This window comes from Luteibacter sp. TLI7-4A (assembly GCF_056754745.1).
Map to the genome: position 1 here is coordinate 1,666,081 of NZ_JBPGWO010000001.1, position 25,374 is coordinate 1,691,454.

29 protein-coding genes and 1 tRNA gene are annotated in these 25,374 nt (G+C 65.3%); 7 read left to right on the forward strand and 23 right to left on the reverse strand.

What is annotated here, in order from left to right; all coding sequences use genetic code 11:
* Positions 1 to 31 precede the first annotated feature (31 nt).
* Positions 32 to 193: an addiction module antidote protein gene (locus tag ACR9Y6_RS07305; protein ID WP_481282704.1), complete on the reverse strand. Its 162-nt coding sequence runs from the start codon at positions 191 to 193 to the stop codon at positions 32 to 34.
* Positions 194 to 307: 114 nt separating this feature from the next.
* Here ACR9Y6_RS07305 and ACR9Y6_RS07310 point away from each other — a divergent pair, with 114 nt between their 5' ends.
* Together ACR9Y6_RS07310 and ACR9Y6_RS07315 are read left to right on the forward strand one after the other, a co-directional pair.
* On the forward strand, positions 308 to 1,849 hold the full coding sequence (locus ACR9Y6_RS07310; RefSeq protein WP_481280701.1) for an FAD-dependent monooxygenase: 1,542 nt from the start codon (positions 308 to 310) through the stop codon (positions 1,847 to 1,849).
* Entirely contained in the window at positions 1,842 to 2,462 is a 621-nt protein-coding gene (locus ACR9Y6_RS07315) for a TetR/AcrR family transcriptional regulator (protein ID WP_481280702.1), read from the forward strand. The genes ACR9Y6_RS07310 and ACR9Y6_RS07315 overlap by 8 nt, the downstream gene beginning before the upstream one ends.
* 23 nt (positions 2,463 to 2,485) lie before the next feature.
* Here the strand turns inward: ACR9Y6_RS07315 and ACR9Y6_RS07320 are convergent, their stop codons facing one another.
* Positions 2,486 to 2,947: a MarR family winged helix-turn-helix transcriptional regulator gene (locus tag ACR9Y6_RS07320; RefSeq protein ID WP_481280703.1), complete on the reverse strand. Its 462-nt coding sequence runs from the start codon at positions 2,945 to 2,947 to the stop codon at positions 2,486 to 2,488.
* A 119-nt stretch (positions 2,948 to 3,066) separates the two neighbouring features.
* On the opposite strand from ACR9Y6_RS07320, the gene ACR9Y6_RS07325 reads away from it, so the two are divergent.
* A complete protein-coding gene (locus tag ACR9Y6_RS07325; protein ID WP_481280704.1) occupies positions 3,067 to 3,462 on the forward strand; it encodes a nuclear transport factor 2 family protein in 396 nt (131 codons plus the stop codon).
* 47 nt (positions 3,463 to 3,509) lie between these two features.
* On the opposite strand, the gene ACR9Y6_RS07330 is transcribed toward ACR9Y6_RS07325, so the two are convergent.
* The gene (locus tag ACR9Y6_RS07330) at positions 3,510 to 3,938 is read right to left on the reverse strand and encodes a GFA family protein (protein ID WP_481280705.1); all 429 of its coding nucleotides are present in this window, start codon (positions 3,936 to 3,938) and stop codon (positions 3,510 to 3,512) included.
* A 384-nt stretch (positions 3,939 to 4,322) separates the two neighbouring features.
* Positions 4,323 to 5,348 carry an NAD-dependent epimerase/dehydratase family protein gene (locus tag ACR9Y6_RS07335; RefSeq protein ID WP_481280706.1) on the reverse strand — a complete coding sequence of 342 codons (1,026 nt, stop codon included), beginning with the start codon at positions 5,346 to 5,348 and terminating at the stop codon, positions 4,323 to 4,325.
* 100 nt (positions 5,349 to 5,448) lie between these two features.
* On the opposite strand from ACR9Y6_RS07335, the gene ACR9Y6_RS07340 reads away from it, so the two are divergent.
* Positions 5,449 to 5,892: a winged helix-turn-helix transcriptional regulator gene (locus ACR9Y6_RS07340; RefSeq protein WP_481280707.1), complete on the forward strand. Its 444-nt coding sequence runs from the start codon at positions 5,449 to 5,451 to the stop codon at positions 5,890 to 5,892.
* A gap of 40 nt (positions 5,893 to 5,932) precedes the next feature.
* Here ACR9Y6_RS07340 and ACR9Y6_RS07345 read toward each other — a convergent pair whose 3' ends face one another.
* Both ACR9Y6_RS07345 and ACR9Y6_RS07350 read right to left on the reverse strand, forming a co-directional pair.
* Positions 5,933 to 6,100, reverse strand: coding sequence for a DUF6538 domain-containing protein (locus ACR9Y6_RS07345; RefSeq protein ID WP_481282705.1), 168 nt, complete (start codon positions 6,098 to 6,100; stop codon positions 5,933 to 5,935).
* 138 nt (positions 6,101 to 6,238) lie between these two features.
* Positions 6,239 to 6,328: transfer RNA gene (locus ACR9Y6_RS07350), tRNA-Ser, on the reverse strand.
* Between the two features lie 145 nt (positions 6,329 to 6,473).
* Between ACR9Y6_RS07350 and ACR9Y6_RS07355 the strand changes: the two genes are divergently transcribed.
* Positions 6,474 to 7,178 carry a PP2C family protein-serine/threonine phosphatase gene (locus ACR9Y6_RS07355; protein ID WP_481280708.1) on the forward strand — a complete coding sequence of 235 codons (705 nt, stop codon included), beginning with the start codon at positions 6,474 to 6,476 and terminating at the stop codon, positions 7,176 to 7,178.
* A gap of 88 nt (positions 7,179 to 7,266) precedes the next feature.
* Here ACR9Y6_RS07355 and ACR9Y6_RS07360 read toward each other — a convergent pair whose 3' ends face one another.
* From ACR9Y6_RS07360 to gltX, 5 genes are all read right to left on the reverse strand, one after another.
* Positions 7,267 to 7,827, reverse strand: coding sequence for a hypothetical protein (locus tag ACR9Y6_RS07360; RefSeq protein WP_481280709.1), 561 nt, complete (start codon positions 7,825 to 7,827; stop codon positions 7,267 to 7,269).
* Position 7,828: 1 nt separating this feature from the next.
* Entirely contained in the window at positions 7,829 to 8,785 is a 957-nt protein-coding gene (locus ACR9Y6_RS07365) for an RHS repeat-associated core domain-containing protein (RefSeq protein ID WP_481280710.1), read from the reverse strand.
* Between the two features lie 133 nt (positions 8,786 to 8,918).
* Complete coding sequence (locus ACR9Y6_RS07370) at positions 8,919 to 9,392, reverse strand: transcriptional repressor (protein ID WP_481280711.1); 474 nt, start codon at positions 9,390 to 9,392, stop codon at positions 8,919 to 8,921.
* 40 nt (positions 9,393 to 9,432) lie between these two features.
* The gene (locus ACR9Y6_RS07375) at positions 9,433 to 9,708 is read right to left on the reverse strand and encodes a hypothetical protein (protein ID WP_371023030.1); all 276 of its coding nucleotides are present in this window, start codon (positions 9,706 to 9,708) and stop codon (positions 9,433 to 9,435) included.
* Between the two features lie 27 nt (positions 9,709 to 9,735).
* Entirely contained in the window at positions 9,736 to 11,139 is a 1,404-nt protein-coding gene (gene gltX / locus ACR9Y6_RS07380; RefSeq protein ID WP_481280712.1) for a glutamate--tRNA ligase, read from the reverse strand.
* A 150-nt stretch (positions 11,140 to 11,289) separates the two neighbouring features.
* Here gltX and ACR9Y6_RS07385 point away from each other — a divergent pair, with 150 nt between their 5' ends.
* Complete coding sequence (locus ACR9Y6_RS07385) at positions 11,290 to 12,450, forward strand: glycosyltransferase family 4 protein (RefSeq protein WP_481280713.1); 1,161 nt, start codon at positions 11,290 to 11,292, stop codon at positions 12,448 to 12,450.
* Positions 12,422 to 12,964, forward strand: a complete 543-nt coding sequence (locus ACR9Y6_RS07390; protein WP_306847460.1) for a phosphatase PAP2 family protein — start codon at positions 12,422 to 12,424, stop codon at positions 12,962 to 12,964. The genes ACR9Y6_RS07385 and ACR9Y6_RS07390 overlap by 29 nt, the downstream gene beginning before the upstream one ends.
* A gap of 46 nt (positions 12,965 to 13,010) precedes the next feature.
* Here the strand turns inward: ACR9Y6_RS07390 and accD are convergent, their stop codons facing one another.
* From accD to prmB, 12 genes are all read right to left on the reverse strand, one after another.
* Positions 13,011 to 13,883: an acetyl-CoA carboxylase, carboxyltransferase subunit beta gene (gene accD / locus ACR9Y6_RS07395; protein ID WP_481280714.1), complete on the reverse strand. Its 873-nt coding sequence runs from the start codon at positions 13,881 to 13,883 to the stop codon at positions 13,011 to 13,013.
* A gap of 37 nt (positions 13,884 to 13,920) precedes the next feature.
* Positions 13,921 to 14,721 (reverse strand): tryptophan synthase subunit alpha, encoded by an 801-nt coding sequence (gene trpA / locus ACR9Y6_RS07400; protein ID WP_481280715.1) that lies wholly within the window; start codon positions 14,719 to 14,721, stop codon positions 13,921 to 13,923.
* Complete coding sequence (gene trpB / locus ACR9Y6_RS07405) at positions 14,721 to 15,932, reverse strand: tryptophan synthase subunit beta (protein ID WP_481280716.1); 1,212 nt, start codon at positions 15,930 to 15,932, stop codon at positions 14,721 to 14,723. Before trpB ends, trpA begins: the two co-directional genes overlap by 1 nt.
* 29 nt (positions 15,933 to 15,961) lie before the next feature.
* Complete coding sequence (locus tag ACR9Y6_RS07410) at positions 15,962 to 16,585, reverse strand: phosphoribosylanthranilate isomerase (protein ID WP_481280717.1); 624 nt, start codon at positions 16,583 to 16,585, stop codon at positions 15,962 to 15,964.
* Positions 16,582 to 17,349: a tRNA pseudouridine(38-40) synthase TruA gene (truA, locus tag ACR9Y6_RS07415; protein WP_481280718.1), complete on the reverse strand. Its 768-nt coding sequence runs from the start codon at positions 17,347 to 17,349 to the stop codon at positions 16,582 to 16,584. The genes ACR9Y6_RS07410 and truA overlap by 4 nt, the downstream gene beginning before the upstream one ends.
* Before the next feature lie 69 nt (positions 17,350 to 17,418).
* Complete coding sequence (aqpZ, locus tag ACR9Y6_RS07420) at positions 17,419 to 18,123, reverse strand: aquaporin Z (protein ID WP_371023038.1); 705 nt, start codon at positions 18,121 to 18,123, stop codon at positions 17,419 to 17,421.
* Between the two features lie 171 nt (positions 18,124 to 18,294).
* Positions 18,295 to 20,766 carry a motility hub landmark protein FimV gene (locus ACR9Y6_RS07425; protein WP_481280719.1) on the reverse strand — a complete coding sequence of 824 codons (2,472 nt, stop codon included), beginning with the start codon at positions 20,764 to 20,766 and terminating at the stop codon, positions 18,295 to 18,297.
* 182 nt (positions 20,767 to 20,948) lie between these two features.
* Positions 20,949 to 21,233 carry a hypothetical protein gene (locus ACR9Y6_RS07430; protein WP_481280720.1) on the reverse strand — a complete coding sequence of 95 codons (285 nt, stop codon included), beginning with the start codon at positions 21,231 to 21,233 and terminating at the stop codon, positions 20,949 to 20,951.
* Complete coding sequence (locus ACR9Y6_RS07435) at positions 21,233 to 22,261, reverse strand: aspartate-semialdehyde dehydrogenase (protein ID WP_481280721.1); 1,029 nt, start codon at positions 22,259 to 22,261, stop codon at positions 21,233 to 21,235. The genes ACR9Y6_RS07430 and ACR9Y6_RS07435 overlap by 1 nt, the downstream gene beginning before the upstream one ends.
* 32 nt (positions 22,262 to 22,293) lie before the next feature.
* Entirely contained in the window at positions 22,294 to 23,292 is a 999-nt protein-coding gene (locus tag ACR9Y6_RS07440; protein ID WP_481280722.1) for a 2-hydroxyacid dehydrogenase, read from the reverse strand.
* A 3-nt stretch (positions 23,293 to 23,295) separates the two neighbouring features.
* Positions 23,296 to 24,399 carry a chorismate synthase gene (gene aroC, locus ACR9Y6_RS07445; RefSeq protein ID WP_481280723.1) on the reverse strand — a complete coding sequence of 368 codons (1,104 nt, stop codon included), beginning with the start codon at positions 24,397 to 24,399 and terminating at the stop codon, positions 23,296 to 23,298.
* An 18-nt stretch (positions 24,400 to 24,417) separates the two neighbouring features.
* Positions 24,418 to 25,338, reverse strand: coding sequence for a 50S ribosomal protein L3 N(5)-glutamine methyltransferase (gene prmB, locus ACR9Y6_RS07450; RefSeq protein ID WP_481280724.1), 921 nt, complete (start codon positions 25,336 to 25,338; stop codon positions 24,418 to 24,420).
* Between the last annotated feature and the right edge of the window lie 36 nt (positions 25,339 to 25,374).

A 25,374-nucleotide genomic window follows, 5' to 3' on the forward strand; every position in this document is an offset into this window, starting at 1 on the left:
CGCTGTTTACGGTGCCGCCATCACCCAAGCTTTACGCGGTGGCGCGTCGACGTTTCGCGGGTTTTACGGATAGGCGGAACCCCAGGGCGCAAAACACCTTATTCATCGTTTCGAACTTCGGCTGCGCCCCAGGACGAAGTGCTTTGTAAAGGCTCTCGCGGCCCAGACCGGAATCCTTCGCCACCTGCGCCATACCGCGTGCAAGGCAATCGCAGAATACGTTCGTCAGGTTCTGGAAGGCCCTTGACGACACTCCCTTTCATGCCAAAATGACCCAAGAGTCATTAATGGCGACGGAGGGTGCACCATGCTTGACGTACTCGTAGTCGGCGCAGGTCCCACCGGCCTGGTTCACGCCCTCTGGCTGCACGCGCAGGGCGTCAAGGTTCGCATCATCGATCGCACCGGGGCCCCGGGCACGACGTCCCGCGCAATGGCCGTGCAGGCGAGGACGCTGGAGCTCTACCGCCAACTCGGATTCACCGATGAGGTGGTGTCGGCAGGCTTCCGCACCCCCGCCATGAACATCTGGGCGCGGGGCAAACACCGGGCCAGGATCGCCGTGCAAGACATCGGCCGCGGTATGTCGCCCTACCCCTTCATTCTCGTGTATCCCCAGGACTTTCACGAAAAAACCCTCGTGGCGAAGCTTCAGTCGGTCGGCATCGAGGTGGAACGCAACACGGAACTGTTGTCCCTTGAAGACAAGGGTGAGCATGTCGAATCCCGCGTCCGCCGCACCGACGGTACGGAAGAGACCATTCACGCCCGATATCTGGCTGCCTGTGACGGCGCAAGTTCGACCGTTCGCAAGCAACTCGGCATCGGCTTCGAAGGTGGCACCTACCGGCATGTGTTCTATGTGGCCGATGTGGAACTGTCCGGGCTCGACAACGCGGGGGAAGCGCACGTCGCCCTGAACGGCGAGGATTTCGTTGTCGTATTGCCCTATAGCGGTGACGGCAAGGCCCGATTCATCGGCACGGTCCGCGACGAGCGAGCGGACCACCCGGAAAACCTGACCTTCGACGATGTCGGCCACGAGGCCATGGCGAGCGTTGGCATCCATGTGGACAAGGTCAACTGGTTTTCCCACTACCGGGTGCATCACCGTGTCGCCGACCGATTCCGCCAGGGACGTGTGTTCTTGATGGGCGACGCGGGACATGTCCACAGCCCGGTAGGCGGGCAAGGCATGAACACCGGCATCCTCGACGCGATCAACCTTGCCTGGAAGCTGGCGGCTGTCATCCATGGACAAGCGCCGGATGCCCTGCTCGATACCTATGCCACCGAGCGCCAGGCATTCGCCCGCGAACTGGTGAAGACCACCGACCGGATCTTCAGCCTGGTCACCGCCGACGGTGGGTTCGCCAACCTGATGCGGAGCTACGGCGTGCCGCTCATCGCCGGTGTCATCTACACGATCGGCAGCGCGAGAGAGATGCTCTTCAAGACGGTGTCGCAGACGGGGCTGGCTTACAAGGACAGCCCCTTGAGCGAGGGTCGCGCCGGTGACGTCGAAGGGGGCGATCGGCTGCCCTGGGTGAACGTCGACGGACAAGACAACTTCGAATCCCTGCCCGTCATGGGCTGGCAAGTGCACGTCTACGGCACGGCAACCCCTGGCGTAAGAGCCTGGTGCGTCCAGAACGGCGTGACACTGCGGCAGTTTGCATGGGCCGATGAGCATGGCAAGGCAGGCCTGAAGCAACACGCCGTCTATCTGCTTCGCCCCGACACATGGGTCGCGCTGGCCGATCCCGAAGGTTCGGCCGATACATTGGATGCCTACTTCACGTCGCGCTCTTATATGGTGGGAAAGGAACGAGGCGGCATCCGTGACTGAAAAAGAGACGAAATGGACCCGGCGCAAGGACGCCCGTCCCCAGGAAATCATCGAGGCCGCCATCGATGAATTTGTCGCCAAGGGCTATGCCCACACCAAACTGACCGACGTGGCGAAGCGGGCCGGCGTGGTCAAGGGAACGATCTACCGGTATTTCGAAACCAAGGCGGACCTCTTCCGTGCCGTGGCACGACACCTCGCCTCCGAAAACCTCAAGGCCATCGAGAATGCGCCCGGCGCCACGGATGTCGATGCGCTGACCCTTCTTCCCATGCTGTTGGGGCACGTGGCCGGGAAGATGAGTGACGCGAGATTGCCGGGCATCGTGCGTATGGTCTTGCTTGAGGGCCGGACGTTTCCGGACCTTGCCAGCGTGTGGCATGACGAGGTCATCGCCAGGGTCGCTGGTGTCCTGACAGGAGTCATCGAACGCGGGCAGAAAGCGGGACGCATTCGTGCCGGCGATCGGGCCTTGATGCTGTTTTCCGTGATGGGGCCGATGTTGATGGGGGTTCTTTTTCGGGAAACGTTCCCGGACAGCCCGTTTGCGCCGGACCTGCATGCGCTTGGTGCGCAGCATGCGGGCGTGCTTACGGCTGGTCTGCGTGCGTGACCCCTGGGTCGTGCGGTCGAGTCCTATGAGTTGTCCGGTGACGCCGCCGCGCCGGTGATCTGATCGAGGTTCGCGATCAGCCGGGTAAGCAAGTTCACGAGTTGGCTTGCTTCGTCTTCCGTGAACCCGTTCAACGCGTCACGATTCCCTTTGAAGAGTGTTTCGACGGCTTCGGGCATGCGGTTCTGCGCCGCCTTCGTGAGAACGATACGGCTGCTTCGACCGTCTTCCGGGTGGGGCGTCCGACGAATCCACCCGTCACGCTCCATGCGAGCGAGCATTTGCGCCATCGGTGGTTGTTCGACCTTGGCGAAACGGGCCAACTCCCGTTGCGTGCTTGCCTTCCCGTCCCGCAATGCGATCAGCACCGGCAATTGACCGACGCCGAATCCCAAAGGCTTGAGGCGTGCCTCGCTCAGGCGGGCGAATCCCCGTGCCGCCAGGCTTATGAGGTGTCCTGGCGTGGAAAGCACGTCGTTCTTCATCCCATTCATCCTCTATCCGGGTTGACTGTCAACTATATATGTACGTATATATATTGACGGACGAGTTGGCAAGTGCGGCTTACCCGCCCGCTGACGCTCATCAACCTTGAGGAATCGGCATGTCGGAAAACTACGCGAAACTTATCGAGCGCCTATATGACCGCTTCAACGCGAGGGACATCGACGGCGTGCTCATCGAGCTTGACGACGATGTCGCCTGGGCCAACGGCATGTACGGTGGCCATGTTCACGGGCACGAGGCTCTACGAGACTATTGGACGCGGCAATGGTCGGTCGTCAGCCCACACGTCGAGCCCGTGGCCTTTCATGAAACAGACGATGGTGTCGTCTCGGTCGAGGTGATCCAGACCGTCTTCGATCTCGATGGGCAGCCGTTGAAGGGGCTGGCCCATGGGTTGAAGGACAAGACGGTGATGCATGTGTTTCGGGTGGAGGGTGGGAAGGTGGTGCGCTTTGATATCGGGGACACTCAGGCCGATCGGGGTCAAGCCTGATTCACACGGCAATACGGGCGCCGAGTTGGACCCCATCCGTAGAGAAGTCAGTCGACGGGGATGTAGCGGAGATGGCCGATGGGAGTACCTGCGCTTCGGCCGCCGTCGGCGGGGTGGTTCACACCATCGAGAACAGGGATGTCGTCGAAGTCGAACGGACTGATGCCTTCTAGGCAGGCCACATTGACACCATACTGGGCGTTGTTGGAACGGCGCCGGTGGAAGGTATAAATGCCGCACTTCGAACAAAAGTAGTGTTTCGCGGTGCCGGAGTTGAACTGGTAGACGCTGAGTGCATCTTCGCCTTGCTCAATGGTGATGCCATCGAGCTCGGCTGACACCGCGATCGCGCCACGCATGCGGCAGTACGAACAGTTACAGCGTCGTGCGGTTCGGAGCCCGTCGGTGAGTTTGACCGAGAAGCGAACGGTACCGCAGTGACAAGCGGCTTTGGATTCAGTGATATCAGCGAGCATGGCAAGACCTTCGCGCCGGATGACTGCCGGGAGGATAGTTCCCTTCATGGCGCCAGAGGTAGTGCGGAAGTCTCATTGAGGCCTCGTGTATCCCGACTTGCGCGCCGAAGCTTTTTCGCGGCCACGCTATTTGGTAGTAGGTGCCCCAAGACACCCAAGCTAACGCGGGTTAGCTTGGGTCTATAGAGCTGGAGAACCCCGCAGCCACTTAAATGATTGATCGCAAATAGATCTAGGCCATCTGGCGAACTGGAAGCGGCGGCTAGCCCGTGGCAAGCGCGATTGACCACCTTGATCAACGGCTGACCTCCGTCGACGGCATCAAGGTTCAGGCCGGACGCCTTTACTAAAAACGCCCACGCCTGGGTTGAAGGTCGCCCCTGGCTAGCGGGCGATTAGACCGAGATCCAACAGGCTCTTCCCAGCGGCCGCGATGGCGTCCTCGTTCGATCGGGGACGCCAGTCCAAGATCCGACGGGCCTTCTCGCTGGACGGCTCGCGGCGCACGCCCAGGTTGGGGACGATCTCACGGGCCCGCTTATCCACGAGCGCGGCAAGCCGAACCTGCCAACTGGGCAAGCGCTTTGTCGGAACCTTGGCGGCTGCGGCGCCCAGGCGTTCGTGAAGGACCGAAGCGATGTCTGCCATGGACATCAGGGGACCTGCCGCAGCCAGGAATCGCTGCCCACTGGCCCCCTCACTTCGCATGGCTCTTAGATGGAGATCAGCCACGTCGCGAACGTCCACCACGCCGAACGCGACATCAGGCAGGCCGGGTAAGCCGCCCTCCAGCATCGCTTTCACAATGCCGATGGAGGTGGAGTAGTCCGCACTCAGCGCCGGCCCAAAGATGCCCACCGGGTTGATCACCGACAGTTCCAAACCATCGCCTTCGGAAGCAACAAAGTCCCATGCCGCGCGCTCCGAGAGCACCTTGGAACGGATATAGGGCGGGTTGGGGAGCCGCGGGTCGGTCCAGTCGGCTTCAGTGAATGTGTAGGAGGGGATGGGCCGGGTTCCATAGCCGACCGCCGCAAACGAGGAGGTCAGCACCACCCGTTTGGCCGAGGCGGCACGCGCAGCACGCAATACACGCAGGGTGCCCTCCCGCGCGGGTCGGATGATTTCGTCTTCGTCTTTGGGAGACGCGCCCGGAAACGGGGAAGCGACGTGCCAAACGTAATCGCATCCGGTCGCAGCCGCCTGCCAGCCGTCATCGCGCAGCAGGTCGGCCTGGACAAACTCAACGTCATAGGTCGAGACCCCGGCGGACACCAGGGTGTCCTGCGCCGCTTTCTGCTTCTCAGCCGAGCGCACCGTCGTCCGGACGCTATGTCCGTCCTGGAGCAAGCGCAGGATGGAATGAATGCCCAAGAAGCCGGAGCCTCCTGTTACAAGAACTTTACTCATGGTCGAACCTCCGTTATGCGGTCATCGTGAGAGACGATCAGGGGCTCGACAAGTAGGATGTTTTTTCATCCTAGTAAGAAAAAACAGACCGAGGCCAGCAATGGAAACCGATTTCGCCCAACCGAGGCGCTACCGAAGCGACGATTGCGATGGCTGCACCGGCCCGGACCCAGAGCAAACCCGTCGGTTCCAGCAGGCTCTTCGAGCGATCACAGGTCGATGGAAGATCGAGATCGTAGGCTTGCTGGTCGAGGGTCCCGTGCGGTTCGGCGCGCTGAAGCGTGCGCTCCCTGGAATCACGCAGCACATGCTCACGGCCCAACTCAAGGACCTCGTCACATCCGGAATGGTCATACGCCGGGCTTACCCTGAGGTTCCTCCCAGGGTCGAATACGAACTCTCCCAAGCCGGCGTGGACGTGCTGCCCATCCTTCAAGACCTCCTTGCGTGGGCTACCAAGCACGACGCGAGCCTGGGCTTGGCCGATTTACCCACCCGCGTCGTTACCCGTCCTAACGCGCTAGGCGCGGAGCACTCGGGCTAATGACGATGTGGATTCTTGAACACCCGGTGCGAGCAAGGGCTCAGATATGGCCGGGCCTTGTGGGTTGGCTGGCCTCGACGATGGTCCGAGCACACTGCGCGCCCAGGGCATACGCATACGCTTTGGCGAGGCCCGGCTCGCGGGTGCCCAAACTCCGCTTGATGACCTTCTTACCGAGCGTGCCCATGAGGTCACGCGGGACGATGATCCGGAAATACTACATGCCGGACTTGTGCCGAAGCAGATGATGGGGTAGACGCATATGCGTGTTGACCTACCCGGAAGCCCCAAAACGAAAAACGCCCAGCGATCTGAGATCACCGGGCGTTCAACGACTTGTATCAAGTGGCGGAGAGGGAGGGATTCGAACCCTCGGTACGCTTACACGTACGCCTGATTTCGAGTCAGGTACATTCGACCACTCTGCCACCTCTCCGTGAACGGTCGACGGCAGGGGTTGAGCCCTGCCGGGCCCGCAATGATAGTGGGTCTGTTCTGCCGTGACAACAGGCTTTTGATGGGGCATCCTGCCCGGGCAATGGGCGCATCGGTGCCCTTCCTTTCGCTTTTCCAAGGTCTCCATGATCGAGTTCGGACACGGCACGCATACGGGACTTCGCCGTACGCGCAACGAGGACACCTATTACGCCGACGCGGGCCTGGGCTTGTTCCTGGTCGTGGACGGCATGGGCGGGCACCAGCATGGCGAGGTGGCTTCGGCCACCGCGCGTGACGGCGTCGTGGCCCAGGTTGCGGCCGGGCAATCGCTGGTCGATGCGATCCAGCGGGTGAACGAGGCGCTGATCGCCCGTTCGAGCGGCCTGGCCGATTCGCGCCCCATGGGGACGACCATCGCCGCCGTGCGTATCGTCGGCCGGTCTTATGAGGCCGCCTGGGTTGGCGACAGCCGAATCTATCACTGGGACGGGACGTTAGCCCGCCTTTCTCATGACCATTCGATCGTGGAAGCGCTGGTCGAGGCGGGCGAATTGACCGAGGCTCAGGCGCGCACGCATCCCCAGCGCAGCGTGCTGACCCAGGCGCTCGGCATCACTTCGCCCGAGCAGCTACACATCGGCCTTGCGCGTGGGGAGCTTGCCGCGGGAGCGCGGCTCTTGCTGTGCACCGATGGCCTGACCGACGAAGTCGAAGACAAACGCATCGGCGAGATCGTTTCGCGGACCGACATCGCCGCGCAGGAGTGCGTGGATCACCTGATCCTGGAAGCGCTGGGTGGGAGTGCGCGCGACAACATCACGGCAATTCTATTGCGGGCTACAGGCTAAGGTCGCTCGGTGCCAAGAGCCAGCTCCGCAGGAGCGCTCCACACGCCCGACGATGGTCGTGAAAACGAGCCCACCGCCCCTGAAAATCTCAATCTCCCTTAGCGATCCCTCGGAACCTATCCCTGTAAACGGACGTCACATCCGCGATTGTTGGGACGAGTACATCGCAACCTTCGTCCTTGCACGCAGCAAGTAGCAACCTGCCTGTTGAATATGCCCACTCGAAGTCACTGCCGTTGTATGGCGTGACGAGAAGGCGAAGTGTGCAGCCGCCGTCAGTACGAAGGCTCACTCTCATCTCGTCCCACACTTGGCCTCGCCATGCGACGTTTGCACTGTATCCAAGGGCCTGCACCCTATCGGCGTAGCCGCGTCTACATCCTTCCGGCTCGACAATAGTCATCACAAACTCCGGATGCCGAACATCCCGGAGTCTCCAGACATTATTGTTCGCTTCATCACGCCCCTCCCTTTGGGCGAGCGTGATTTCAACGGCCGCGCCTTCCTGTATGCACCAGGCCTTCTGCTGGATAACGCACTTCCGCGGAGGCTCGGGCGGGCCCTGTAAAGTAGAGGGTGTTGCGAAGACGGGATTCCAGACGAGCAGCGCGAGTGCGATGGACGAAACCACTAATTCCGTCGGCTTCATTTCAGCACCTCCCATTTCCAGCATGAACGTCCGGTGCGCACGAATTGATATTTCCAGGCGCCTGCAGTATTTCTCGCAAGGCCTGCTCATTAGCAGGATCGCCGCTAAGGTTATTCATGATACCGGAAGCCCCAGCTGGCTCACTCGTAATAGTGCTTCCATTCGCGGCGGTGCCGTTCTTGTACTGATCTCCAGCACCTCCCGTGTGACCTCCGAGCTCATGCGATATCACTAGCGGCGTGGCGCCATATTTTCCAGAAGCGGCAACAGTTACACGATCGCCGCCAACCGCGTTAGTTTCAGCACGCCCCGTAGATGTAACACCTTGTGTATCGGGAACAACGTTAATAAAGTTGGATGTCCCTTGTGCAGCCGAGGATGTCGCTTCAACTGCTTGCGCGGTGACTGTTACAGTCACCGCGCCAATCTTTACAGTGCCGGAAAAATCGTGGGCGATCTGTTCATTGATTTGAGCGGGCGAGACCGGAAGGCGCGCGCCGCCAGACGTTCCGATTACATACTGCGTCGTATAGGTGACTTGATTCTTGGCAGTCCAGAAAAGCAATCCAACCTTCCCGGTAGGATCTATGCGTGCAATAGGATTGCCGTTCACATATACGTATCTACCGAATCCGAAAATATCCCCTGCCTCTGGTGGCTTGGGGTCGACGCTTGCAAAGCGCCCCACAATTGGATCGTAGTAGCGGGCTTGCATATAAACGAGGGAGCTGTCCGAATCCTCCACATGGCCTGTATAGCCCGGGCCCTGCACCACCTCCCCCAGCGCCGGTGCGCCATAAGGACGATAATCACGGACTGCCGTCATATTTCCACTTGCGTCCGATGTAGCGAGAACGCTCCCCTGCGGATCGGTATAGAAATACGTGACCGTACCCGCAAAGACAGGCGAACTAAGTAATGCCAAGCTTAGGCCCAGCGACAGCGTGATCTTCCCCATCCCCATCCCCATCCCCTGCATCCGTGACCTGTGGTTGAATCCTGAACCAGTGATATCCGACTGGCAAGGGGTCTGGACCGGGTATGAGAGTATGGTTGCGATCTACTAGTGAGCTTTAAACCGCACGCTCGCCCTATCTGCAGTTCTTGCAGATCCCATGCACTTCCAGCGTCTGCGCCTGCGGACGGAAGCCGAAGGCCTTCGCCTGGGCTTCGATCAACTCGGCGACGCGCTCGTCGCACACTTCCTGCGCGCACTGGCACTTGTCGCAGATCAGGAACGGTACCTGGTGCGCTTCGGCCGGATGATGGCAGGAGACGTAGGCGTTGATCGATTCCAGCTTGTGGATGAAGCCGTTCTCGAGCAGGAAGTCGAGGGCGCGATACACCGTGGGCGGTGCCGCGTTACCGTGTTTCTCACGCAGGCGATCGAGCAGGTCGTAGGCCTTCACGGGCTTGCCCGCGCCGGCGACCAGTTCGAGTACCTCGCGACGCAGCGGCGTCAGCCGCAGGCCACGTTCCGTGGAGACGTGCTCCACGGCCGCGACGAAGCCACGAGCGTCGTCGTGATGGTCGTGCTCATGTCGGTGGGCGGCGTGGTTCGTCACAGGCATATCCTCATGGCCGTCATCGTAACATGAGGGCGGGTCAGCGTTTTTTCGACCCGGGCAATGGCGGCGGCGTACGCCGCGGCAGGAACGGCACCACCCAGCCGAACGGCCCCAGGATCAGCGCTGCGACCACGCCCGCCATCGTCCGGCCCCGCCACCAACCCAGCAGGCCGCCGACCACCACGAAAACGACCTGCCAGAGGATCAGCTGGCCCCAGGGAACCAGGGCCATGAGGTTCATGAATATCTGCAGGAATGCGCCCGGATCGTCCGGGTCGACCCCTTGCATGGCGCGGGCGAGCAGCTCATTCACCGCTCACCCCCGCTCGCTCGCCGGGATTCAGGCCGCAGCACGCGCCAGCGCATCGTCGATGCGCGAGAGCGCACTCTCGCGGCCGGCGAGATAGATGGTGTGCTCGATCGACGGCGAAACCTGGGTGCCCGTCATCGCCACGCGCAGTGGCGCGGCGACCTTGCCCATGCCCAGTTCCAGCGAGGCGGCGACGCGTTCGACCGCGCCGTGCACCGCTTCCGGCGTCCACTCGGGGAGTGCGGCCAGTTCCTTCTTCGCGGCGTCGAGCACGGCCGGCGCGGTGTCGGTGCGCAGGTGCTTCTCCACCGCCTTGTCATCCCATTCGACGATCGGGCCGTACCAGATCTTCGCGCGCTCGGCCATTTCCTTGAACGTCTGCACGCGGTCCCGCAGCGCCACGACCACGTCGGCGGGATTCGGACCCTGCGTGGCGTCGATGCCGATCTTCGCCAGGTGCCACGCGAGCTCGGGACCGAGCGATGCCGGATCGTCGGTCTTCAGGTAATGCTGGTTGAGCCAGGAAAGCTTGGTCACATCGAAACGCGACGCCGCCTTGTTGACGTCGGCGATGTCGAACAGCGCCGTCATCTCCTCCACCGAGAAGATCTCCTGGTCGCCGTGCGACCAGCCCAGCCGCACGAGGTAATTGAGCAATGCGTGCGGCAGGAAACCGTCGTCGCGGTATTGCATCACGCTGACCGCGCCATGGCGCTTGGACAGCTTCTGGCCGTCCGGCCCGAGGATCATCGGCAGGTGCGCGAACTCCGGCACGGGCGCGCCCAGCGCCTTGTAGATGTTGATCTGCCGCGGCGTGTTGTTGACATGGTCGTCGCCACGGATCACCTCGGTGATGCCCATGTCGATGTCGTCGACGACCACCGCGAAGTTATAGGTGGGAAAACCGTCCGAACGGAAGATCACCAGGTCGTCCAGTTCCTCGTTCGACCACTCGATGCGGCCCTTCACCTTGTCCTCGAAGACGACGCTGCCCGAGGTCGGGTTCTTGAAACGGATGACGCGATTCGGATCGTCACGCAACGGCTCGTTGCGGTCGCGGTAATAGCCGTTGTAACGCGGCTTCACGCCGGCGGCCATCGCCGCGTTGCGCATCTCCTCGATCTCTTCCTTCGACTCGTAGGCGTAGTAGGCCTTGCCCTCGCGCAGCAGCTGGTCGGCCACTTCGCGGTAACGGTCCATGCGCAGGGTCTGGTAGTACGGGCCTTCGTCGTGCGTGAGTCCGAGCCAGGACATGCCGTCCAGGATCGCCTGTACGGCCTCCTGCGTGGAGCGCTCGCGATCGGTGTCCTCGATGCGCAGCACGAATTCGCCGCCGCGACGACGGGCCTCCAGCCAGCAGTACAACGCGGTGCGCGCGCCGCCGATATGGAGGTAGCCGGTGGGACTGGGGGCGAAGCGGGTGCGGACGGTCATCGTGAGGGTCATCGGGCGGACAAGCGGGCGATTTTAACCGATACGGCCCGTTTTCAGGCCGGTCGCTGTCATCTGCCGGTCATGCCGCCATAACCCGCGCGACACGGCGGAAGGCCAGCATGAGCCAACCAGGCCAGTAGGGGCACCGCCATGCGCGTCGGCATCGTCACCGAGACCTATGCACCGGACGTCAACGGTGTCGCCCTGACCGTCCAGTCGCTCGCCCGCGGTCTCGTCCGCCGCGGCCACTCCGTCGACCTCGTCCGCCCGATCCATCCGGCGACCCCGCCGTTGGCCGATGCCGGGATGGACGTCCTGGCCGTGGAAGGCGCCGCGGTGCCCCGTTACGCAGGCCTGCGCTTCGGCCTGCCCTCCCGCTTTCGCATCGAGCGCCGCTGGCGCTCCGACAGGCCGGATGCCATCTATGTGGCCACGGAAGGCCCCTTGGGCTGGAGCGCCGTCAGCGCCGCGCGCCGCCTCGGCATCCCGGTGGCCACCGGCTTCCATACCCGCTTCGACTTCTACGTCGGCCACTACGGCTTCGGCGCGTTGACGCCGCTCGTGCGCCACTACCTCGCCCGCTTCCATCGCCGCGCGCAGACCACCCTGGTGCCGACCGGCCAGCTCGCAGGCGAACTGAACGACCTCGGCGTGCACGACGTTCGCGTGCTGCGACGCGCCGTCGACACCCAGCGATTCCACCCCGATCGCCGCGACGAAAGCCTGCGCGCCTCCTGGGGCGCATCGGCCGATGCGCCGGTGCTGCTCAGTGTCGGCCGCATCGCGCCCGAGAAGAACCTGCATGTGGTGATCGATGCCTTCCGCGCCCTCGCCCGCCGCACGCCCGGAGCACGCTGCGTGATCGTCGGCGACGGTCCCGGCCGCGCGGCGCTCGAAGCCGCCAATCCCGACATCGTCTTCGCCGGCACGCGCCGTGGCGACGAATTGGCCACCTTCTACGCCAGCGCCGACCTCTTCGTCTTCCCGAGCCTGACCGAGACCTTCGGCAACGTGGTACTCGAGGCGATGGCCTCGGGTGTTCCGGTGGTCGCCTATGCGGAAGCCGCCGCGCGCGAGTTCATTCGCAACGGCCAGAACGGCATTCGTGTGGCGCCGGGCAACGAAGGCGGACTGGTCGAACGCGCCGCCGCACTGGGCGCCGATGCCACGGTGCGCGCCGCCATGGGCGTCGCCGCGCGCAACTCGGTGGCCGGCCTTTCGCCGGAATCGGTCGTGGCCGAGTTCGAATCGATCATGCAATCCCTCGCCGAGGAGCACGTCCATGAACGCAGCACCGCCGTCGCCGCGTAGGGCGAACCTGGACCGCCGCATGTGCGTCGCCGCCAACCGCTGGGGCGCGCGCAGGGCGATCGGCATCTTCTTCGGCGCCATCAGCCGCCTGGGCGATGGCGTGTTCTGGTATGCGCTGATGAGCGTCATCGCCCTCGTGGGCGGATGGCACGGCGTGGCCGTGGCGGTGCAGATGGCGATCACCGGCCTCACGGCGCTGATGCTCTACCGGGTACTGAAGCGCTGGACACGACGTCCGCGTCCGTTCCGCACCTGCCCCGGCGTGATCGCTCACGTGCCGCCACTGGACGAGTTCAGCTTTCCTTCGGGGCACACGCTGCAAGCGGTGTCGTTCACCGTCGTGGCGGTGGCGCATTACCCGGTGCTGGCGCCCTTCCTGATCGGTTTCGCCGCCCTGGTCGGCGCATCGCGTGTCGTGCTCGGCCTGCACTACCCCAGCGACGTGCTCGCAGCCACCGCCATCGGCGGTGGACTGGGCACGTTGTCGCTGTGGGCGGAACGCGTGCTGGTCTGAGCCGCGTACCGGGTATTGCCGGCTATACCGGGCTTCCCACACGAAATCAGGCGGCGGCGCGCGGCGCCTTCTGCAGGATGCCGAGGATCGAGCCGAGCTTGTCGCGCATCTCGCGACGGTCGACGATCACGTCCACCGCGCCGTGGTCGACGAGGAATTCGGAACGCTGGAAACCTTCGGGCAAGGTCTCTCGCACGGTCTGCTCGATGACGCGCGGGCCGGCGAAGCCGATCAGCGCCTTCGGCTCGGCCACGTTGAGGTCGCCCAGCATGCCCAGGCTCGCCGACACGCCACCGGTGGTGGGATGGGTGAGCACCGAGATGTAGGGAACGCCCGCGTCGCGCATGCGGGCGAGGGCCGCCGAGGTCTTCGCCATCTGCATCAGCGAGAACAGGCCTTCCTGCATGCGTGCGCCGCCCGTGGCGGAGAAGCATACGAGCGCGCTCTTTTCGGCGAGCGCCTTCTCCGCGGCACGCGCGAACTTCTCGCCCACCACCGAGCCCATCGAGCCACCCATGAAGGAGAACTCGAAGGCCACCGCGACGAGCGGACGCTCCAGCAAGCGGCCGGACATCGCGATCAGCGCGTCCTTCTCGCCAGTGTTCTTCTGTGCGGCGGCGACACGGTCCTTGTACTTCTTCTGGTCCTTGAATTTCAGCGCGTCGACCGCTTCCATCTTCGGCCACAATTCCGTCGTGCTGCCTTCGTCGAAGAAGGCAGCCAGGCGCGCACGCGCGGAGATCGCGTGGTGATGGCCGCACTTCGGGCAGACCATCAACGACTTCTCGAGCTCCGGCTTGTAGAGCACGGTGCCGCAACCGGCGCACTTCTCCCACACGCCCTCGGGCACCTTGCCCTTGCCGCCGGCCGCGCTGGGTGCGCGGGTCTTCGGCGTCATGATTTTCTGCAGCCAGTTCATCGTGTTTCTCCGAATATCTGTACTACCGCACCGACCGTCAGCGCGCGTCGAGCGCGGCGCGGATCGGCGCGAGGAAGTCCCGTGCCCTGCCGGCGGCATCGTCGGCCGAGGTCGCGCCGGCGAGGCGGTCGACCAGGGCGCTACCGATGACCACGGCGTCGGCGAATTCGCCGATCGCCTTAGCGCTCGCGGCGTCACGAACGCCGAAGCCCACGGCCACCGGAGCCTTCGCCCGTGCGCGGATACCGGCGACGCGCCCGGCGATCTCGCCGGTGCTCAGCTGGGCCGCGCCGGTGATGCCGGCGAACGACACATAGTACAGGAAGCCCGATGCGGCCTCGCAAAGCCGGGCCAGCCGGGCCTCGGCCGTGGTCGGCGAGGCGAGCAGGATCTGGTCGAGGCCGGCTTTGCGAAGGGGTTCGAGGACATGCGATTCCTCCAACGGGCAATCGACCATCAGGACGCCATCCACGCCCGCTTCGACGGCATCTTCGGCGAACGCCGCGTATCCGTACATTTCCACGGGGTTGAGGTAACCCATCAGGACGATCGGGGTCTCGTTGTCGGTCTCGCGAAAAGCTGCGACCCAGGCCAGCACGTTGCCCAGGCCGACGCCCTTGGCCAGGGCGCGCTCGCTGGCGTGCTGGATCACCGGGCCATCGGCCATCGGATCGGAGAACGGCACGCCCAGCTCGATCACGTCGGCGCCCGCGGCGACCAGGCCGTGCAGCAACGGCACCACGGCATCCGGCGACGGGTCGCCGGCGGTGATGAACGGAACGAGGCCGGTGCGGCCCGCGGACTTCAGCGCCGCGAAACGGCGTTCGATGCGGCTCATCAGAGTTCGATTCCTTCGCGCGCGGCAATGGTGTGCACGTCCTTGTCGCCGCGACCGGAAAGGTTGGCGAGGACCAGGCCGTCCTTCGGAAGCTCGCGAGCCAGCTTGATCGCCTGGGCGATCGCATGGCTCGATTCCAGCGCGGCGAGGATGCCCTCGGTGCGCGCCAGCAGGTGGAAGGCTTCCAGCGCCTCGTCGTCGGTCACACCGACGTATTCCGCACGGCCGGCGTCCTTGAGGAAGGCATGCTCCGGGCCCACGCCCGGGTAATCCAGGCCGGCGGAGACCGAATGCGTCTCGATGATCTGGCCGTTCGCGTCGGACAACACATACGTGCGATTGCCGTGCAGCACGCCCGGCTTGCCCGCCGCGAGCGAGGCGGCATGGCGGCCCGTCTCGATGCCCTCGCCCGCCGCCTCGGCGCCGACGATGCGGACCTGGCGGTCGTTGAGGAAGGCGTGGAACAGGCCGATGGCGTTCGAACCGCCACCCACGCAGGCGGTGATCACGTCCGGCAGGCGGCCGAACTGTTCGAGCGTCTGCTCGCGCGCTTCGCGGCCGACGATGGCATTGAAATCGCGCACCATCTGCGGATACGGATGCGGGCCGGCGACGGTGCCGATAATGTAGAAAGTGTCGGCGACGTTGGTGACCCAGTCGCGCATCGCTTCGTTGAGCGCGTCTTTCAGGGTCTTCGAGCCGGAGGTGACCGGTACCACTTCCGCGCCGAGCAGGCGCATGCGGTAGACGTTGATCTTCTGCCGCTCGATGTCGACCGCGCCCATGTACACCACGCACTTCAGGCCCATGCGCGCGGCGACCGTGGCGCTGGCCACGCCGTGCTGGCCGGCTCCGGTCTCGGCGATGATGCGCGTCTTGCCCATGTGCCGGGCGACCAGCGCCTGGCCCACAGTGTTGTTGATCTTGTGCGCGCCGGTGTGGTTCAGGTCTTCGCGCTTGAGCACGATGCGCGCGCCGCCGACATGCTTGGACAGGCGCTCGGCGTGATACACCGGGCTGGGCCGGCCCACGTAGTACTTGAGGTCGCGGTCGAGCTCGGCGATGAAGGCCGGGTCCTTGCGCAGTTTCTCGTACGCCGCGGTGAGTTCCGCGAGCGGCTCCATGAGGGTCTCGGCCACGTAGATGCCGCCGTAATCGCCGAAGCGCCCATGCGCGTCGGGATAGGCGTGGAAATCCGCGATGTCGATCATTGCCTTCTCGTTACCTGCTGGAGGCCGTGTCACGCGTTGGGGACGGCGCGCACGGCGGAAATGAAGCGTTCCATCTTAGCCCGATCCTTGATCCCGGGCGACGATTCGATGCCGCTGGACACGTCCACCGCCCAGGGCCGGGCGACGCGGATCGCCTCGCCGACATTCTCGGCCGTGAGTCCGCCAGCGAGCAGCAGCGGTTGCGCAAGATCCTTCGGCATCAGCGACCAGTCGAACCGCTGGCCACTGCCACCCTGCTCGCCCAGGCCGTGGCCATCCAGGAGCAGGCCGGCGGCTCCCGGATAATCGCGCAGGCGAGCCAGCGCCGAAGCACCCTCGCCCATCGCGATGGCCTTCAGGTAGCGCACACCGTAAGCGCCACATTCCGCATCCGCTTCCGCGCCGTGGAACTGCAGCATGTCCGGACGCAGCACCCGCACCACTTCCTCCACATAGGCCGGATCGTCGTCCATCACCAGCGCCACCGTCGTCACGAAGGGCGGCACGGCATCGCGCAAGCACGCGGCGGACGCCGGGTCGACGAAACGCTTGCTCTTGCGCGTCATGATGAAACCGACGGCATCGGCACCCAGCCGCGCGGCCAGTTGCACGTCGTCGATACGGGTCAATCCGCAGCATTTGATCCGGGTCATAGCGTCACTTCCTGTGGCAGGCCCCAATGGGCTTCATAAAGGGGACCGATGAAGGTCAGGCCTTCCGCGGGCGCCGTGGCACCGGCGACTTCGCGATCGCGGCCGGCCAGCAGCTCGGCCATCCAGCCCACGGGCTGCTCGCCACGACCGATGGGCAGCAGCGATCCGACGATGTTGCGCACCATGTGATGCAGGAAGGCGTTGGCCTCGATCTCCACCACCACGTGGATGTCTTCGCGAAACACGCGGATCGAGCGCACGTTGCGCCGCGCGTGCGCCGCCTGGCACGAGATCGCACGGAACGCGGAGAAATCGTGTTCGCCCACGATCGCCTGCGCCGCCTCGTGCATCGCCTCGGCATCGAGCGCCCGGCGCTCCCATGCCACGAAACGGGCGTCCAGCGCGGGACGGACGAAGCGCGGCAGGATGCGATAACGGTACCGGCGGCCCCGCGCGGAAAAGCGCGCATGGAAATCGTCGGCCACCGGCAGCGCCCAGGTCACCGCCACGCTGTGCGGCAGGTTCGAGCAGGCACCCAGGACCCAGCCCCGCATGTCCCGCACCACCTCGGTGTCGAAGTGGACCACCTGGCAGCGGCCGTGCACGCCGGCGTCGGTGCGCCCGGCGGCGGTCACTTCGATGGGCTGATGGGCGACCCGGCTCAGCGCTTCCTCCAGCGCCCCCTGCACGGTCTTCGCATGGCTGAGCCGCTGCCAGCCGCGGAAGTCGGTGCCGTCGTATTCGACGCCTAGGGCGATGCGCATGGAGTTGTTCGAAAGGCGGTGGAAACCGGAAAGGTTACCACCGCCGGGGGTGGGAGCCTTCCTTCTGGCTCAACGATCGATCGAGCCGTCGTTCTCCAACAGCGCCCGATGGATCCAGCCGCCGACGGCACCGCCGAGCAATGGCACGACCCAGAACACCCAGAGCTGGGAGATCGCCCATCCGCCCTGGTACAAGGCCACGCCCGTGCTGCGCGCGGGATTCACCGAGGTATTGGTGACCGGGATGCTGATCAGGTGGATGAGCGTGAGGGCCAGGCCGATCGCCAGCGGGGCGAAACCCACCGGTGCCCGCTTGTGCGTCACGCCGAGGATGACCAGCAGGAAGAAGGCGGTCAGCACGAACTCGGCGACCACGGCGGCGAGGAACGAATAACCACCGGGGGAATGCTCGCCGTATCCGTTGGTGGCGAAACCGGCCGCCACGTCGAAGCCCGGCTTGCCACTGGCGATGAGGTAAAGCACGCCACCCGCCGCCACCGCGCCGATCACCTGGCTGACGATATAGGGCAATACGTCGCTGGCGGGAATGCGCCCGCCCGTGAAGCAACCCAGGGTCACCGCCGGATTGAAATGGGCGCCGGAAATGTGCCCGACGGCATACGCCATCGTCAGCACGGTGAGGCCGAAGGCCAGGGCGACACCGGCGAAGCCGATGCCTAGTTCGGGAAAGGCCGCGGCGAGCACCGCGCTTCCACAACCACCGAAAACCAACCAGAAGGTACCGAAGAACTCCGCGAGCAGACGCTTGGACATATTCGCACTCCTTCGAATGAAGTCACTGAAGCAGGTACGTGCCAGGGTGTAACAGACCGCCGGGTGGGAGCCGACCTTGTCGGCGATCCCGCGCCAGCGGGCCAGCGTGTGGCGAGCACCCATCGCCGACAAGGTCGGCTCCCACAAGAGCTGCTGCCACACACATGGTTCTTAGACGATGTCGCCGAGGATCCGGCGGGCCGTGTCCTTCTGCATCTGCGAGCCTTCGGCGAGCACTTCGTCGAGCATCAGGCGGGCGCCTTCGGCGTCGCCCATGTCGAGGTAGGCGCGGGCCAGGTCGAGCTTGGTATCGACCGGGTCGTCGCTGAAGCTCTCCGGACCGTGGTCCTCTAGCGGCTCTTCGTCCGGGAAGGTCGGTTCGTCGAAACGGGGCACGTGACCGGCCGTCGTGGCCGGCTCGGCATGGCCACGGGAAGCGAGGTCATGCTCGTCCTCGAACGACCAGGTCGAGGGTTCCTCGTCCTTGCCGGCCGTTTCATTACCGGCGGCCGCCTTGCCGTTCGTCTCGTGCGGCTCGGCATAAGGCGATTCCGGCGCATCGACATCGAACACGCCCGGGGCGTTCGGACGGCGATCCGCTTCGGCGCGCTGCACCGGCGTCAGGTCGAAGTTGAAATGGTATTCGCTGTGCTTCTGCGGCGCCGGTTTCTGCGGGGGTTCTTCCTCGTCCGGACCGGTGACGTAGTTGCCGAGGTCGAATTCCTCGAGTGCGGCGACTTCGTCCTCGTTGTGCGGACGCGAGGCCGTATAGGTGTCCTCGTACGGCTCCTCGATCTCGTCGACGGGTACGCCACCGAACAACGGATGGCTCGGTGCCAGGTCCTCGCCCATCATCATCACTTCGCGCCATTCCGGCTGCTCCGGATCGGCGACGTGGGCGAACATGGCTTCGGCCGCGGCTTCGAAATGCTCGACGTCGCGGCGGCCGTAGTAGAGGCTCACCAGTTCGAGGTGCAGGCCGATGTCGTCCGGATGCTCGGCCAGCGCGTCGAGTATTTCGCGCTGGTCCTGGTCCATGGCCTCGCTGGGCTCACCGAAGCTGCCAAACGCGTGTTCCTGGCCGAAGCGGTCGGCCAGCGACGTGGTACCGGCAGCGGCCGCGGCCTTCGGCTTCTTGCGGCCGAAAACCGCCGCGACCAGCAGCAGGAGGATGACGATGGCACCGCCACCCCAGGCCCACGGCTGCATGTACCACGGGTCTTCCTCGACCGGAACGGGAGCGACCGGCGCCCGCTTCGTCACCGGCTTGGCGGCGGGTGACGTCGCCGCCGAGGGTTCCTTGAGCGGCGAAATCGCCACGGTCGAGGCAGGTGCCGGAGCCGAGGCCGCCGGCGTGGCCGAGGCGACCGGAACCGAGGCCGGTGCGGGCGCGCTGGCGGCGGCGACGGGAGCCGGCGGTGCCGGTGCCGACGAGGTCGCGGCGGCGGCCGGAGCCGGCGCGCTCGCCACGGCCGGCTGGCCGGAAGCCTTCTGCGCCTCGGCCAGCTTGCGCTGGAGTTCGGCGATTTCGGAATCCTTGAGGCTCAGCAGGCGCTGGTTCTTGGAGTTGATGTCCTCGAGGTCGCCGATGCGCGATTTCAGTTCCTCGCCCTGCTGCTTGAGCGAAGCGACGCTTTCCTGCGACGTGGCCAGTTGCTGCTTGAGGCCCGCGACCTGCGCGTCGCCCGTGCCGCCCTTGCTGCCCGCACGCGTGGAAGCGGCGTCGCCACCGTCCTTGGAGGGGACGATGGCCAGGCGATCGGTCGCCGGAGCGGCCGGCTTTCCTTCACCCTGGCCCGTGGCGGACGAAGCGGCATCGGCCACCACCGACGGGGCGCGCGTGGTGCCCGCGCGCCAGCTTTCGTTCTGGCGGCGCACTTCGGCCAGCGCCGACGCGGCGGACAGTGCCTGGACGTCGTCGGTGGACGGAATGCGCAGGACGGCGCCGGTCTTCAGCGCATTCATGTTGTCGCGATAGAAGGCATCCGGGTTGGCCTTGTGCAGGGCCACCAACATCTGGTTCATGTCGGCGCCGCCCGCGTGCTGGCGGGCGATGGTCGACAGGGTCTGGCCGCGCTGCACCGGACCGTAGGTATCGCCGGCGGCGGCCTTGGCGGGAGCCGCCGTGGCCGTGGCCTCCGCGCGCGAAGGCCGTGCCTCCGCATGCGACGGTACCCGGGCGGGAACCTCGGAAGTGCGCGAGGGCTGGGCCTTGGGTGCGGCGGAAGTGGCCGCCGCGGAATTCACCGGCGTACCCGGCGGATCGAGCAGCATGGTCACTTCGCGCACGACCTTGTTGCCGCCCGTGGACACCTCGACCAGGAAGTCGAGGTAGGTGTCGCGCACCGGCTCGGCGCTGCTGACCCGCACCACCGGCTGTCCGGATGCGTTCTTGCTCACGGCGAAGTTCAGGGCCACGGGCAAGCCGCCGCGATTCAGTCCGGCGCGTGTAAAGGCTTCTTCCGAGGCCAGGGCGACATGCACATTGTCGAGGTTGCCCGACACGCCCGTCAGCGGGATTTCCGCGACCAACGGCTGGTCCATCGTGGAGCGGACCTGGACCGGGCCCAGGTTCTGCGCCAGGGCCTGACTGCCCCATGTGGCGAGCGCCAGCATGATCGAAAGCTTCAACGTACGGTTCATCACTCGCTTCCCCCGAACTAAACCCATGCCGGCGGCGCGCCTCTATTAGGGCGATCGGCCGCGAAGGCGCCACTGTAGTGCACCCCAGCAACAACTAACAATAGCGGGTACGGATAGTTACGCGACAACGTTAAGTCGTTCGCGAGGCCCGTACACGCCCCCCTTACATGTCCCGGCCCCGGTCAGTGGCCCTGTTTCGCCTCCAGCTGGCGCTGGAGTTCGGCGATCTTGCGATCGCGTTCCTCCAGTGCGCGGCGGGCGGCCTGCGTGTTCGATTCCAGCGTGTCGACCTTCGCCTTGAGTTGGCGGACCTGGGCGTCCTCGCTCTTCACCTGGCCCTGCAAGGCCTCGAGCCTCGCGCGGGCCTCGGCCGTCGCGGCAGGTGCCGGAGCCGTCGGCGACCGCTGTTCCGCCAGCGCCAGGGGCGACAGCAGGACAAGCAGGCAGGCGGCGGCGCACGCTTTCATTACAGGTAGTCCTCGATCAGGATCTCCGCGATCTGCACGGCGTTGAGGGCCGCGCCCTTGCGGATGTTATCGGCCACCACCCAGAGGTCGAGGCCGCGCTCGTGCGAGATGTCCTCACGGATGCGGCCGACGAACACCGGGTCCTTGCCCGCCGCGTCGCCCACCGGCGTCGGATAGCCACCCGGCTTGCGCTCGTCCAGCACGACCACGCCCGGTGCCTGCTCTAGCAGTTCGCGCGCGCGTTCGGCCGTGATCTTGTCGCGGGTCTCGATATGCACGGCCTCGGCGTGGCCGTAGAACACCGGCACGCGCACCGCGGTCGGGTTCACCTGGATGGATGGGTCCTCGAGGATCTTCCGGGTCTCCCAGACCATCTTCATTTCTTCCTTGGTATAGCCATTGGCCTGGAAGTCGTCGATGTGCGGGATCACGTTGAACGCGATCTGCTTCGGGAACTTGGCCGTCTCCACTTCCTGGAAGTTGAGCATCTGCGCGGTCTGCTTGCCCAGTTCGTCCATGCCGCTGCGCCCCGCGCCCGACACCGACTGGTAGGTGGCGACGTTGATGCGCTCGATGCCCACCTCGCGATGGATGGGCGCCAGCGCCACCAGCATCTGCATCGTGGAGCAGTTCGGGTTGGCGATGATGCCGCGCACCGTGTAGTCGGCGATGGCGTGCGGATTCACCTCGGACACCACCAGGGGGATGTCGTCCTGGTAGCGGAATTCGGAGGTGTTATCGATCACCACGGCCCCGGCCGCCGCCGCGCGAGGCGCGTGCTCGCGGCTCACGGAACCACCGGCCGAGAAGAAGGCGATGTCCACGCCGGCGAAATCGTACTTGGCCAGGTCCTGGACGACGTAAGGTTTTCCATTGAAGTCGACCGTACCGCCCGCCGAGCGCTCGCTCGCCAGGGGCACCAGTTCGCTCACGGGGAAGTCCCGCTCGGCGAGGATCGACAGGAGGGTTTCGCCGACCGCGCCGGTCGCACCCACCATGGCCACCTTGTAACTCGTCTTCTTGCTCATGCTTCGCTTTCGTCAGGCGTGGGAAAACAGGTTCAGCTGGCGTCGGCCAGCACACCCGGATTGAGGATCGTGGGCGGCCGGCCGGCGTCAGGACCATGCCCGAACGCCGCCAGCACATTGTCCACAGCCAGCGCAGCCATATCGCGACGTGTGTCGCGACTTGCGCTGGCGATGTGTGGACTGAGCACGATATTTTGCAGTTTCATGAGGTCGGGATGGACCTTCGGCTCGCCTTCGAACACGTCGAGGGCGGCCGCGGCGATCGTGCCATCGGCCAGGGCGCGGGCCAGGGCCGCGTCGTCGACGATGCCACCGCGGGCGACATTGACCAGGGTGGCCGTGGGCTTCATCGCCTTGAGTTCGGACTCGCCGATGGCATGGTGGCTTTGCGGCGTGTACGGCAGCACGAGGATCAGGTGGTCCGACGCGGCCAGCAGGCTGGCCTTGTCCACATAGGTCGCCGCGTACTCGCGCTCGATCTCCGGCGCCAGCCGGGAACGATTGTGGTAGATCACCTTCGCCCGGAACCCGGAGGCACGCCGTGCGATGGCCTGGCCGATCCGGCCCATGCCGAGGATACCGATGGTCTTGCCGTGCACGTCGGCGCCCAGCCAGCCTTCGAAGCGCGAACCATGCCACTGGCCGTCACGCAGCCAGCGTTCGGCTTCGCCGATCCGGCGGGCCGCCGCGAGCATCAGCGCCCAGGCGTAGTCGGCCACGGTTTCGTTGAGCACGTCCGGTGTGTTCGACGCGCCGATGCCGGCCTCGGTCAGCGCGTCGATATCGAGGTTGTTGTAGCCCACGCCGAGGTTGGCCACGAAGCGCAGGCGCGACGCGGAAGCGATCGCCGCCGCGTCGATGCGCTCGGCCAGGCCGACGATGGCGGCATCGGCACCGGCCAACCGCGCGGCCAGGTCCGCTGGCGAGAACGAACGCTCCTCCGTCTCCGCGCGCACCTCGAACCACGGGCGCAGGCGGTCGACGATGTCCGGAAAGAACGGACGGGAGATCCAGACGATCGGCTTGCTCATGATCTATTCCTGCAACGTGCCCGGGATGCGCGGCGGCACCTCGCCCACGTCGCCGCACTGGGCGCGATGGCGCAGGGCCTGGTCCATCAGCACGAGGGCGAGCATCGCCTCGGCGATGGGAACGGCGCGGATGCCGACACAGGGATCGTGGCGCCCCTTGGTCACGACCTCGGCCGGCTGCCCTGCGCGATCGACGCTGCGGCCCGGCACGAGGATGCTCGACGTCGGCTTGAACGCCATCGAGACGACCACCGGCTGTCCGGATGCGATGCCGCCGAGGATGCCACCCGCGTGGTTGGAGAGGAAACCATCGGCACTGAGCTCGTCGCGGTGCTGCGTGCCACGCTGGGCCACGGCGGCGAAGCCGTCGCCGATCTCGACGCCCTTCACCGCGTTGATCGACATCATGGCGGCGGCGAGTTCGCCGTCGAGCTTGCCGTAGATCGGCTCGCCCCATCCGGCGGGCACGCCATCGGCCACCACGGTGACCTTGGCGCCGACCGAATCGCCCGACTTGCGCAGGGCGTCCATGTACGACTCCAGCTCCGGCACCTGCGTGGCGTCGGGCCAGAAGAACGGATTGCCCTCGATCGCACCGGCATCGAAGCCGCGCGGCACGAGTTCGCCGATCTGGGCCACGTGGCCGCGCACGGTCACGCCGTGGCGCTGTGCCAGCCACTTCTTGGCGATGACGCCGGCGGCCACGCGCATCGTGGTTTCCCGCGCCGACGAACGGCCGCCGCCGCGAGGATCGCGGATGCCGTACTTCTGCCAGTACGTGTAATCCGCATGGCCCGGGCGGAAGGTATCGAGGATGTTGCCGTAATCCTTGGAGCGGGCATCCGTGTTGCGGATCAGCAAGGCGATCGGCGTGCCGGTGGTCACGCCTTCGTACACGCCCGAGAGGATCTCGATGTCATCCGCCTCGCGACGCTGCGAGGTATGCCGCGAGCGGCCGGTGGCGCGGCGTTCGAGGTCGGCGCGGAACTCCGCCGCGTCGAGCGGGAGCCCGGGCGGGCAACCGTCCACCACGCACCCGATCGCCGGGCCGTGGCTTTCGCCGAAGGTGGTGACGGAGAGGAGCTTGCCGAACGTATTGGAGGACACGGTGCTTCCGGTGAGGATTTAGTTTCTTGCTGCACGCGCCGCGGAGATCTCCGCGGCGTGTTCGACGAGGTCGCGCCGCTCCAGCGCGAAGATGCCCATCTGCCCGACCTTGAACTCCAGCCAGACGAACGGCACGCGCGGCAGCAGGTTGACCAGCGCGTGCTCGCTGTCGCCCACTTCGACGATCAGCAGGCCATCTTCGCTGAGGTGGTCGGCCGCCTCGTCGAGGATGCGCAAGGTGATGTCCAGTCCATCATCGCCCGATGTCAGGCCGAGGACCGGTTCATGGCTGTATTCGGCCGGCATCGCGGCGTATTCGTCATTGGTGACGTACGGCGGGTTGGACACGATCAGGTCGTAGACCTCGCCCTTCACCCCGTCGAACAGGTCCGACTTGATCGCCCGCACGCGGTCGTCCGCGTGCTGGAACACGATGTTCTCGTTGGCCAGCGAGAGGGCGTCGTCGCTGATGTCGACGAGGTCGACCCGCCAATCCGGGTTGTACTCGGCCATGGCGATGCCGATGCAACCGGAGCCCGTGCAGAGATCCAGCGCGCGCTCCACATGGCGGTCGTCCAGCCACGGGGTGAAACGGCTCTCGATCAGCTCGGCGATGGGCGAACGCGGGACCAGGGCGCGATGGTCGCTCTTGAACTTCAGCCCGGCGAACCAGGTCTCGCCCACCAGGTAGGCCACCGGCACGCGCTCGGTCACGCGGCGCTCGATCAGCGCCAGCACCTTCGCTTTCTCTTCGGCGACCAGATTGCCCGCGCCATAGGCCGGCGGGATATCCGGCGGTAGGTGCAGCGCGGCCAGGACCAGATGGGTCGCCTCGTCGATCGGATTGTCGTGGCTATGCCCGAAAGTCAGGCCGGCGGCCGAGAAACGGCTGGCGCCGTAGCGGATGAAATCGATGATCGAGGAGAGTTCGCTGGTCACGGGAGGCGGCGTTCGATGGGGCTGACGGGGGAGTAT